Here is an 11,881-nt window from a genome sequence, read left to right on the forward strand (position 1 = left end):
TAACTATTAAGAAGAGATTTAAAAATGAAGACTATATACAAATATGTTAGTTTGGCTTTAATTCTAGGCTCGTTAGTAGCTTGTGAGAACGATTTTTTAGAGCCAGTACCAGAAGCTGCTGTAAGTAGTTTAGGGTATTTTAGTAATGATGATGAGATTGAAACTGGGGTTATTGCAATGTATGATGCTATTCAGGGTATCAATTCTACAAACTTAAATGATAATAGGGGAGTACAGTTAGAGTACTATTTAACAGAAATGCGCAGTGATAATACTAGAACTAAAAGTCAAGAAGGTGAAGCTGCCCAATTTGAATCGTTTACAGTTTCTACTGCTAACGGTATAGTTAACAACTATTATAAGAGTTTTTATAATGTAATTTATCGTGCTAATCTGGTACTCGCCAACCTAGGAAATGCTTCTGAGGCTAAAGCGACCCAATTTGAGGCAGAGGCAAAATTTGTTAGAGCTTACGCGTATTTTAATCTAGTAAGATTATACGGTGATATTCCTCTTATAGATGGCTTAATTGGGCCATTAGATAATGAAACTGCATTTACAAGGGTAGCTGCTGCAACTATTTACGAATTAATAGTGGAAGACTTGGGTTTTGCGGCTGCAGGATTAACTAATGGGGAGAAATTTAGAGCATCTAAAGCAGCAGCAGAAGCTTTATTGGCTAAAGTACATTTAACGCTTGGTAATTATACAGAAGCTCAAGTTTTATGTGAAAACGTTATGAGCTACGGTTTTGCTTTGGAATCAAACTTTAATGATGTTTTTTATAATGAAGGAAATAATGAAATAATTTTTGCTATCGCCTACAACCCAGGTATCGAATCTGATAGTCAGGATTTTTCTGCGGAGTTCATGAATGGTGTGGGTAGAACTGTTGGTGTAAACTATGTTACTGACGAGGCTATTGCTGCATTAGACGAGTTTGGTGGTGATAGAACACAATATTCTTATCGTGTTGATCCTTCACAGCCAACCCAAACGCAAGTGGTAAAATATCTGCCAAACGGAGAAGACGGCGGTGCAGACGGAAAAAGTTTTAGTACAGATGCAACCTTATCTGGTAATGATTGGATAGTTATTCGTTATGCAGATGTTCTTTTAATGCATGTAGAAGCTATATTAGCTGGCGGTCAAGAAACTAGTGCAGGTGCGGCATTATCATCATTTCAAACGGTAAGAGATAGAGCCGGAATTACAACTCCAGTAAGCTCAATCACTAAAACAGATTTGTTAAATGAAAGAAGGGTAGAGTTGGCTTTTGAAAATCACAGATTATTTGATCTGATTAGATTTGGTGTTGCTCAAGATGTATTATCAGCATTTTCTACGGCTAACGGATACGGTTTTACAGCAACAGATTTATTATTGCCAATTCCACAGAATGAGATAAACCTAAGTAAAGGTTTAATGAATCAAAATCCTGGTTACTAAAATTAAAATTGAAATGAAAAATTCTATAGATAACATTAAAAATTATATGTTCGCCGGTATAGCCCTACTTGGGCTTGCTGCGTGCGACTTTGAGTATGATATAGCAGAAGAAGCCTCAATAGACGATTTAACTCCTCCTAGTGCTAGTTTTTCTGCATCGCAAAGCGAGGTGGATTTTCTGCAGTACGCCTTTGCAAATCAGTCTAATAGTGCTACTACATATGCATGGGATTTTGGAGATGGTAACACTTCAGATGAAATAGACCCTGTAAATATTTACCCAGCAGAAGGCACATATACCGTAAGTTTAACGGCTTCGGATGCGTTGGGTGCAGTTAGTACTTTTACTATGGATATAACCGTAGTAGAGCCAGAAGAGCCAGAAGTAATAACTCCAGTGGTTTTAGAAGCAGATTTTGAAGATTTGAGTTTACCAGATGGAACAGGAGATGGTCGTGATTCTTGGAGAAATGATTTTGGAGGTGTAATACAGATAACAGGTAGCCCTGTACAGTCTGGTGATCAAGCGGCTAAATTCCCATCTGCTGGTGACCGTGTTGCTTACCAGTCAGATATAGCTGTGACTCCAAATACAGATTATGTATTAACATATTACTACACACTTAAAACAGATAATCCAGGTAGCATAACCTTATCTGTAATAGGTGGTGGTATTAGTGATTTAGCAGAATTAGATGCTGCTAAACTTGCAGACTTTGTAGGTGACAATCAAACTAGTGCTAATGATTATGTAAAGGTAGATTTAGCATTCAACTCAGGTGCAAATGCAAGTATTGCAATTTTAATAACCAATCAAGGAGCAGAGGCTAGGTTAGATAATATATCTATAGAGCCTGCACAGTAAAATAGTTGTATTTAGTTTAGTTTTTTAGTTTAAAAAGGATAATGAGATTTTCGGCATTCATACTTAGTTTTTTAACGCTTACCCTTACATTGTTGGTGAATTCACAAGAGGTAGCGATTAACACCACAACTTGCTTAGTCAAGGAGAAGCCAGTTAAGAAACAGAAAAAGTATCGTTTGCCGAAAATTGACCTATCCCACTGGAAGGTGACCATACCAACAGGGAAACCAGATGAAGTTACCCCTCCAGAAATAAAGGAATACGCTACCATAGAAAAATTGAAACCGTTTATGTACACGGATTCTACAGATGGTTCTATAGTATTCCATGCTATTCCTAATAAAACTACTGCGAACACCAAATATTCTAGAACAGAATTAAGGGAGCAAATGGAGCCAGGCAGTAACCATGTAAACTGGACTTTTGCAGAGGGTGGTGCCCTTAGTGGAACTATGAGAATGGACGCTGTTTCTAAAGCAGCAGATGGTAAATACCATAAGGTAATCATCATGCAAATACATGGTAGGTTAACCAATGAGCAAAGAGACTTAATAGGTCAAAAAGATAACAATGCACCTCCTATTTTAAAGATTTATTGGGATAATGGTAAAATTAGGGTGAAAACCAAGGTGCTAAAAGTAAAAGGACTTTCTGGTGATGCCTTATTACACGAAAGTGTTTGGGGGGATGATGAAGGTCGAAATTTTGAAGAAAAAGTCAATTTTGACAAATTTAAATTAGAAGTTAAAGTCACAGATGGCAAAATGGTCGTTTCGCTAAATAAAAACGAATATTTTGTATACGATGACATCAATATAAAAAAATGGGGAATCTTTGAGAACTACTTTAAAGCAGGTAATTATCTGCAAACTAGGGATGATGGTGCTTTTGCAAAGGTGAAAATATACCAGCTTAACGTTTCTCATTAATAACTAATAGATGTATAATTTTTGTTCCAAATCAAATAACAACTATAATCTTTATTTAGTACTTAGTTTGCTGCTAACAGTTTTAATAAGCTGTAGTGATAAGCAAGGAGAAGAAGAGGTTGTGGCTAAAGAGCAACCCAATGTTGAGGCAGAAGAAGAAGGTACGGTACAAGAAGATGCTACAGCAAATTATACACTACCTACAATAGACTTGAACCATTGGAAGGTAACACTACCCATTGGTAACAATGGTAAACCCATAGAAGTGGAGCCGCCAGAGATATTGGATTATGCTACAAATGAGACCTTATTGCCGTACATGTACAACGACTCTACCGATGGTTCTTTAGTCTTTTATACTTTTCCAGAAGTTAGTACTGCTAATAGTACTTATTCTAGAACAGAATTAAGAGAGCAAATGGTGCCAGGTAGCAATTCTACAAATTGGACGTTTGAACAAGGAGGGGAGCTATCTGGAACATTATCGGTTCCAGAGGTTTCTTTGGACCAAGATGGCAATCCTTACCGCATAATTGTAATGCAAATTCATGGCAGATTAACAAATGAACAACGAGATTTAATAGGGGAAGATGATAATAATGCACCCCCAGTTTTAAAAATCTATTGGGCTAAAAATAAGGTTAGGGTGCACACAAAAATGCTCAAGGATACTACATTGTCAGATACTGAAATTTTATATACTACTGCTTGGAAAGATTCGGTTAGAGAGTTTTCTGAAGTTGTAGGTACAGCTAAATTTAACTTAACAGTAAAGGCATCAAAAAATAAATTAGAAGTAAGTCTCAATAATGCAGAAACGTTTGTTTACGAAGATGTACATATGCGTAGATGGGGCATATTTGAGAACTACTTTAAAGCTGGTAACTATTTTGTAAGCAAAGTAGAGGGGACAAATGCAACTGTAAAATATTATCAATTAAAAATTGACCATTAACATAAAGATTGAGTTAGTTTAGTTTGGTTCTTAAGCTGTTGACAAATAGCAATTTGTCAACAGTTTTTAAGAGCTGTGATAAAAAGAGAAATTTAACTTTATTAATGTTTTGTGGGTTTTGCAAATTGTGTAATTTTAACAAACCAATCTGGTTAACCAATTTTAATTCGGTAGTTTATGAGAATGGAAATTCTTACTAAGGGAGATAACGAAGGCGTCCAAAAAGATATCATTAAAAAGTTGAGAGACTTAATAGATTATAAAAATTTGGAACCTGGGGACAAGCTACCTTCTGAGCGTATGTTATCGGAAAAATTTGAGGTAAGCCGGAGTAATGTTAGAGAAGCAATTCAAAAACTGGAATTTTTCGGGATTCTCAAATCCAAGCCACAAAGCGGTACGTTTATAGCAAACATCGGCCAGATTGCTATGAAAGGGATGTTAGAAGACATTTTAAAATTAGAGGATCCTGATTTTAAATCTTTAGTAGAAACACGTATTCTATTAGAGCTTAAAACGGTGAAGTTAGCATCCTTAAGAAGAACAGAGGAGGATTTAAAAAAGATAAGAGAAACCTTAGATGCCTATAAGGCAAAGGTTTTAAATGGGGAAGATGCGGTTCAGGAAGATTTGCTATTTCACTTAGCCATTGCAAAGGCAAGTAAAAATAGTACTATGAATACGTTCATGTTGATTATCACCCCAGAAATCATTACCAATTTTGAAAAATATCATGTTTGTGACAATAATCAATCTTTTTTAGGGATTCAAGAGCATGAGGATATTTATGAAGCGATAAAAAAGCAGGACCCCCAGTTGGCAAGAGAGAAAATGAAGGTCCATTTTAAAATTTTGTATCAGTATTGTTACAATACTAAAGAATAATAAAAAAGCTGACTATTGTAGTTGCACGCCTGCAATAGTTATACATGAAATAGGAGGGAAGTAAAACTTACTACACATTTGAAGATGCGTTCCTAGCATCATTAACATGCATGTTGTCTAAGTTTTATGTAAAACTGGATGGTTATAACAGGTAGTTGTAACATTCTGGATAGGGTTTTAATTGTTTAAAAACAAGTATATGAAATTTAAAGGATTACGGTGGTGGGTTGTAGGATTGGTAGCTTTAGCCGCAATCATAAACTACATAGATAGGCAGGCTTTTGGAGCACTATGGCCAGATATTGCAAAAGAGTTGTTCCCAGATATGGATGCAGATGGGCACAAGGCCATTTATGGTTCAATTTCTACTGTTTTCATATTATCCTACGCCGCAGGTCAAGGTTTATTTGGTAAAATTTTTGATTGGATTGGCACGAGGTTGGGTTTCGCATTGTCTATTGCAGTTTGGTCCATTGCAACTATGTTACACGCAATAGCACAAGGTTTGTACAGCTTTTCCATATTTAGATCCATTCTAGGTTTGGCAGAAGCGGGCAATTGGCCAGGGGCTGCTAAAGCAAATGCAGAATGGTTCCCTACCAAAGAGCGTGCTTTTGCTCAAGGAATCTTTAATTCGGGTGCAGCTATTGGGGGTATTGTGGCGTATCCAATCATAGGAATATTAGCAGATTTTCTTGCATGGAAATCCATTTTTATTGTGGTGGGTATACTGGGGCTACTATGGTTATTACCGTGGTTATTTATCGTTAAAGCAAGCCCTAAAAAACATCCTTGGCTATCAGAAGAGGAGAAAGAATATATTCTTAGCGGACAAAAGAATCAAGATTTAGATGGTGATGGAAATTATGATGAAGGCTATAACCCAACTACGGGAAAACTTTTAAAGCATAAAGAAAGTTGGGGTGTAATTATTGCGTCTGCCGCTATAGACCCCATATGGTGGTTATTTATCGTGTGGATTCCCATTTACCTTTCAGAAGTTTTTGGACTTAATGTAAAAGAGATTGCGTTCTCTGCCTGGTTGCCTTATGTAGGTGCCATGTTAGGTGCTTGGGCAGGTGGATTGTTGGCGCAGAATCGTATAACAGCAGGTTGGTCTGTAGATAAGACTAGAAAAATGGTCATAACCCTAGGATGTTTAATCATGTTGCCTTGTTTCTTTTTATTAAAAGCCCCAGGAACGGCTACCAATGCAGTAATTATTATGGCTGTTTTATTGTTCGGTTTTCAAGTGGCTATAGGTAACATTCAAACACTTCCGAGCGATTTATTCAGCGGTAAAATAGTAGGTACGCTTTCTGGTTTTTCAGGAATGGCGGCCAAATTGGGTGCTGCAGGTTTAACCTTATTAGTAACATTTATTACTACAGGGGGTAATTATACACCAGCCTTTATCATCGGTGGCATCTTAGCACTTGTAGCCCTTGGAGCGGTATGGGGTTTATGCCCAAAGATTGCACCGCTAAAACCTAGACAATAATTAGTAATTAGATAATACAAACAAATACATAAAATGAGCAATTCTAACGGAAAAGTAGCGGTAATAACTGGTGCAACAGGAGGTATCGGTTTTCAAGTAGCCAAAAGGCTAGGTCAAGACGGATACACCGTTATCCTTAATGGTATCGAGGACGAAAAAGGTGCCGAAAGAGTAAAAGAATTAGAGGCAGAGGGTATCAAAGCAGAATATTATGGTTTTGATGTTACCAAAGAAGATGCCGTCAACGAAAATATTATAGCTATTGGCGATAAGTACGGGAAAATAGATGCACTTATCAACAATGCCGGTGGTCTTGGTGGTCGTTCTAGATTTGAAGAAATGACAACGGAATTCTACCGTTTTGTAATGGCATTGAACTTAGATTCTACCTTCTTTGCTTCTAGAGCAGCAATTCCTTACCTAAAAAAGGGAGAGAATGCTTCTATCATTAATTATACGTCTATTGCAGGTTGGAATGCAGGTGGGCCAGGTGCAGGTATTTATGGAACATCTAAGGCAGGTGTACATGCTATCACTAGAGCGTTAGCTAAAGATTTGGCAGAATACGGTATTCGTGTAAACGCTGTTTCTCCAGGTACAATAGATACCCCATTCCACACCCAAATAAAATCAACCAAACCAGAAGTATTCGCTTCTTGGAAGAATAATATTTTACTAGGAAGATTGGGACAGCCAGAGGATGTAGCCTCTGTGGTTTCTTTCTTAGTAAGTGACAATGCTGCCTTTTTAACGGCAGAGACCATCCAAGTAGGTGGTGGACAAGGATTAGGAATCTAATAAAATATAAAAATGGGTAAGCTAGAAGGAAAAATTGCAGTAGTTACTGGTGGTTCTAGAGATATTGGTAGGGCTATAGCCGTGAAATTAGCCAAAGAAGGTGCTCACGTAGCGGTAAACTACCTTAATTCAGAAAAAGGAGCCAACGAAACTGTTGCAGAGATTGAAGCATTGGGTAAAAAAGCAATTGCCGTTAAAGCAGATGTATCCATACTAGAAGATATTCAACAACTAAAAGCAGCGGTCACTAAAGCTTTTGGAGAAAAGGTGGATATTTTGGTAAACAACGCTGGCGGTTTATTTGCTCGTAAGACCTTACAAGAGTTCGATGAAGCGTTTTATGATTTAGTGATGAACGTGAACTTTAAATCTACGGTATTTGTATCCCAAGCTTTTGAACCTTCGATGGGAAAAGGAGCTTCTATCATCAATATTTCTTCACAAGCAGCTAGAGATGGCGGCGGTGGCGGCTCTGCTTTGTACAGTTCTTCTAAAGGAGCAGTAACAACCTTTACTAGGGCTATGGCCAAAGAATTAGGACCAAAGGGAATTCGCGTAAACGCACTTTGTCCAGGTCTAATCGGTACAAAATTTCATGACGATTTTACAAAGGATGAAATTCGCTCTAAAGTAGCATCGGTAACTCCTTTGCGTAGAGAAGGCCAAGCTGCAGAAGTTGCTGATTTAGTAGCTTACTTGGCTACGGACGATGCCACGTTCGTAACCGGAAATAATATAGATATCAACGGAGGTTTGGCATTTAGCTAAGCTTTCTACAAACAACAAAGCATAACAGTCAATAATGAAAAAAGTAGTAACCTTTGGAGAAATTATGCTCCGATTGGCCCCTCAAGGGTTTTTAAGATTTTCACAAGCCAATAGTTTTGATGTGGTCTATGGTGGTGGCGAGAGTAACGTTGCCGTATCCTTAGCCAATTATGGTGTACCCGTAGATTTTGTAACGCGTTTACCTAAAAATGATATTGGCCAATGTGCCCTTATGGAAATGCGTAAGCGTGGTGTGGGTACGGATAAAATTGTTTACGGTGGTGACCGTTTAGGCATCTATTTTTTAGAAACTGGTGCGGTTTCTAGAGGTAGTAAAGTGGTGTATGACCGTGCACATTCTGCTATGGCAGAGATTGAAAAAGGCATGGTAGACTGGAAATCTGTTTTTGAAGGTGTAGAATGGTTCCACTGGACAGGGATTACCCCTGCCATTTCTCAAGGTGCCGCAGACGCTTGTTTAGAAGCGGTAAAAGCAGCTAGTGATATGGGTGTTACCATCTCTACCGATTTAAATTATAGAGCTAAACTTTGGAAATATTGTGATGATGCTAAGCGCGAAGAAATAATGGCAGAGCTTACATCGTATTGTGATATTGTTTTGGGGAATGAAGAAGATGCAGAAAAGCATTTTGGCATTAAACCAGAAGGTTTAGATATTACTACTCAAGGAGAACACGTAAAGGCCGAAGCATTTTTATCGGTTTGTGAGCAAATGATGAAACGTTTTCCACGGGCTAAGAAAGTAATTACCACCTTAAGAGGTTCCCTTTCTGCAAGCCATAACACATGGGCAGGTGTATTGTACGATGGTACAACCATGTACAAATCTCCAGAATACCAGATTACACACATTGTAGACCGTGTAGGTGGGGGCGATTCTTTCATGGGTGGTTTAATCTACGGATTATTAAAATACCCGGAAGATGACCAAAACGCCTTGAATTTTGCAGTTGCTGCTTCTTGCTTAAAGCACACGATTAAAGGTGATGCTAATTTGGCTACGGTAGATGAAGTAGAAAAATTAATGAGTGGTGATGCATCCGGAAGGGTGGCTAGATAAAAATGGCATGGCACAGTATTCAAGAATTGAAGTAATACAAGCAATGAAGGACACCGGAATGGTGCCTTTATTCTATCACCCAGATGTAGAATTGGGTAAAAATGTATTAAAAGCCTGTTATGATGGTGGTGCACGTTTGATGGAATTCACTGCACGAGGTGATTTTGCTTATGAAGTATTTTTAGAGCTGAACAAATATGCAATTAAAGAGCTACCGGGCATGATTATGGGCGTTGGTTCCATTACAGATGCAGCGGCAGCTAGCTTGTTTATGCAAATGGGAGCTAACTTTATAGTAACACCATCTTTAAGAGAAGATATCGCAAAAGTTTGTAACCGAAGAAAAGTGTTATGGTCTCCAGGCTGCGGTAGCTTAACAGAGATTAATGCTGCAGAAGAGTTGGGGTGCGAGCTGGTAAAGCTATTCCCGGGCTCTACTTACGGTCCTGGATTTGTAAAGGCCATTAAAGGCCCACAACCTTGGACAAGTGTAATGCCAACGGGCGGGGTAAGTACAGACAAAGACAATCTAAAAGGTTGGTTTGATGCTGGAGTAACCTGCGTAGGTATGGGGTCTAAGCTCATCTCTAAAACTATTTTAGAAAATAAAGATTACGATGGGTTACAGCAATTGGTGGCTTCTACTTTAGAAACTATCAAATCTTTACAATAATATCGGTTTAAATTGAACACGCTATCACCCATTTTTAAGAAGATACTTGGCCTGATTTTAAGTTTCGGGCCGGGTATTTTTGCTATTGGCTATACTATTGGTACTGGTAGCGTAACTTCTATGACTGTTGCAGGCAGTACTTATGGTATGCAGTTGCTCTGGGTTTTAGTGCTTAGTTGCTTGTTTTCTGGGGTGCTTATTTATGCTTACGGCCAATATGCATTGGTTACAGGGGAGACAGGCCTATTTGCGTTTAGGAAGCATTTAAAGTATGGTAAACTCATGGCACTATTAGTGCTAGTGGGAATTTCTTTTGGGCAATGGAATTCACTCATGGGAATATTGGGTATTAGTTCTAATATTGTTCAAGAGATTCTTGCCATATACATACCTACAATAAAATCAACTGATGTTAATATGGTATTCATAATTGCCGCTATTATTATTATCACCATGTACTTACTATTACTCAAAGGCAAGTACACGTTTTTTGAAAAAATATTGGTCATTTTCGTGACCATCATGGGATTTTCATTTTTGTTTTCATTATTTCTTGTACATCCCTTACCTGCAGAGGTCATACAAGGATTAATCCCCTCAGTACCCCAAGTAGAAGGGGGTAAGATGATGGTAGCTGCCTTTGTAGGTACTACTATGGCATCTGCTACTTTTTTATCTAGACCTCTATTTGTGAAAGGAAAAGGTTGGACCATAGAAGCTAATGGAGCACAACAGAAAAAAGACGCAATCATTGCTGCGATTTTGGTATTTGCAATTAGTGGTGCAATCATGGCTGTTGCTTGTGGAGCCCTTTTTCATGAAGGCAGAGGTGTTAAGACGGTGTTAGATATGGTTGGAGTACTAGAACCCGTAGCAGGCAAATTTGCACTAACCTTATTCTTTTTTGGTACTTTAAGTGCGGGGTTATCTTCTATTTTTCCCTGTTTATTAATAGCTCCTATTCTTTTAGCAGATTACCAGTCGGGAGAATTAGATACCAAGTCTAAGCAGTTTAAAGCAATTACAGCCATAGCTTGCTTATTTGCATTAATAGGGCCTGCAATTGGCGCAAATGCTATTGAAGTGCAAATACTTTCACAAGTGTTTAATGTATTTGTGCTACCACTTGTTGTTGCTGGTATTTTGTACTTGATGAACTTTACATCTGTTATGGCAAAACATCGTCCGCACTGGGCACTGAATTTTGTGATGGGGGCTGCGTTTATTTTTGCTTGTATAATATCTTACAATGGTGTAATTGCCCTGTGGAATTATTTAGGGTAGCAAAACACCATTTCATCTTAAATTCTATCACTTTCGGTAAACAGTTAATCTTCTAACGGATAGAACAAAAACACTCTTCTGTTGCTATGTACTTTTGAGTAACAAAAAAAAGCAAGATATGAGTTTAGAAAATAAAAAGGTAGCTATGTTAGCTACACACGGTTTTGAAAAATCCGAATTATTTCAACCCCTAAACGCACTAAAAGAAGAAGGTGCACAAGTAGATATTATTTCTTACCATGAAGGTGAAATAAAAAGCTGGGACGGTGACAATTGGGGAGAAAGTATCAAAGTAGATAAACAAATTAAAGATGTAAAAGCAGAAGACTACCATACTTTGGTATTGCCAGGTGGGGTAGCGAATCCAGATAGTATGCGTACTAATGAAGACGCATTGTCATTTATCAAAGACTTTTTTAAATTAAGCAAACCAGTAGCGGCTATTTGCCATGCACCTTGGTTGTTAATTAGTGCTGGAGTGATAGAAAATAGAAAGGTAACTTCTTACAAGAGCATTAAGGACGATGTAATTAATGCAGGAGCTACATGGGTAGACGAAGCAGTAGTGGTAGATGATGGATTGACTACCAGTAGAAACCCAGACGATTTACCGCAATTCATCTCTAAAGTAATAGAGGAATTAAAAGAAGGTAAGCACGAAGGTCAGGTTGTAAACGCCTAAGAAAAAGAATT

The 11,881-nt window shown here is 38.0% G+C and carries 12 protein-coding genes; all 12 read left to right on the plus strand.

Annotated features, from left to right (window positions below; translation table 11 throughout):
• The first annotated feature begins 24 nt into the window (after window positions 1-24).
• The 12 genes from HCO57_RS13885 to HCO57_RS13940 all read left to right on the plus strand — a co-directional run bounded on the left by HCO57_RS13885 (window position 25) and on the right by HCO57_RS13940 (window position 11,870).
• Entirely contained in the window at window positions 25-1,449 is a 1,425-nt protein-coding gene (locus HCO57_RS13885; protein WP_167989518.1) for a RagB/SusD family nutrient uptake outer membrane protein, read from the plus strand.
• Between the two features lie 13 nt (window positions 1,450-1,462).
• A complete protein-coding gene (locus HCO57_RS13890; RefSeq protein WP_167989519.1) occupies window positions 1,463-2,314 on the plus strand; it encodes a PKD domain-containing protein in 852 nt (283 codons plus the stop codon).
• 41 nt (window positions 2,315-2,355) lie between these two features.
• Window positions 2,356-3,243 (plus strand): polysaccharide lyase family 7 protein, encoded by an 888-nt coding sequence (locus HCO57_RS13895; protein ID WP_167989520.1) that lies wholly within the window; start codon window positions 2,356-2,358, stop codon window positions 3,241-3,243.
• Between the two features lie 10 nt (window positions 3,244-3,253).
• Complete coding sequence (locus tag HCO57_RS13900) at window positions 3,254-4,198, plus strand: polysaccharide lyase family 7 protein (protein ID WP_167989521.1); 945 nt, start codon at window positions 3,254-3,256, stop codon at window positions 4,196-4,198.
• Window positions 4,199-4,375: 177 nt separating this feature from the next.
• Window positions 4,376-5,083, plus strand: coding sequence for a FadR/GntR family transcriptional regulator (locus HCO57_RS13905; RefSeq protein WP_136951013.1), 708 nt, complete (start codon window positions 4,376-4,378; stop codon window positions 5,081-5,083).
• A gap of 199 nt (window positions 5,084-5,282) precedes the next feature.
• Entirely contained in the window at window positions 5,283-6,584 is a 1,302-nt protein-coding gene (locus HCO57_RS13910; protein ID WP_136951014.1) for an MFS transporter, read from the plus strand.
• Window positions 6,585-6,617: 33 nt separating this feature from the next.
• On the plus strand, window positions 6,618-7,382 hold the full coding sequence (locus HCO57_RS13915) for an SDR family NAD(P)-dependent oxidoreductase (RefSeq protein WP_167989522.1): 765 nt from the start codon (window positions 6,618-6,620) through the stop codon (window positions 7,380-7,382).
• A gap of 12 nt (window positions 7,383-7,394) precedes the next feature.
• On the plus strand, window positions 7,395-8,150 hold the full coding sequence (locus tag HCO57_RS13920) for an SDR family NAD(P)-dependent oxidoreductase (protein WP_167989523.1): 756 nt from the start codon (window positions 7,395-7,397) through the stop codon (window positions 8,148-8,150).
• A gap of 34 nt (window positions 8,151-8,184) precedes the next feature.
• Window positions 8,185-9,231 carry a sugar kinase gene (locus tag HCO57_RS13925; protein ID WP_167989524.1) on the plus strand — a complete coding sequence of 349 codons (1,047 nt, stop codon included), beginning with the start codon at window positions 8,185-8,187 and terminating at the stop codon, window positions 9,229-9,231.
• A 7-nt stretch (window positions 9,232-9,238) separates the two neighbouring features.
• Complete coding sequence (locus HCO57_RS13930; protein ID WP_136951017.1) at window positions 9,239-9,904, plus strand: bifunctional 4-hydroxy-2-oxoglutarate aldolase/2-dehydro-3-deoxy-phosphogluconate aldolase; 666 nt, start codon at window positions 9,239-9,241, stop codon at window positions 9,902-9,904.
• A gap of 12 nt (window positions 9,905-9,916) precedes the next feature.
• The gene (locus HCO57_RS13935; RefSeq protein WP_209066174.1) at window positions 9,917-11,188 is read left to right on the plus strand and encodes an Nramp family divalent metal transporter; all 1,272 of its coding nucleotides are present in this window, start codon (window positions 9,917-9,919) and stop codon (window positions 11,186-11,188) included.
• Window positions 11,189-11,306: 118 nt separating this feature from the next.
• A complete protein-coding gene (locus HCO57_RS13940; protein WP_136951019.1) occupies window positions 11,307-11,870 on the plus strand; it encodes a type 1 glutamine amidotransferase domain-containing protein in 564 nt (187 codons plus the stop codon).
• The last annotated feature ends 11 nt before the right edge of the window (window positions 11,871-11,881 follow it).

It is taken from the genome of Croceivirga sp. JEA036, assembly GCF_011882165.1.
Lineage (GTDB): Bacteria > Bacteroidota > Bacteroidia > Flavobacteriales > Flavobacteriaceae > Croceivirga.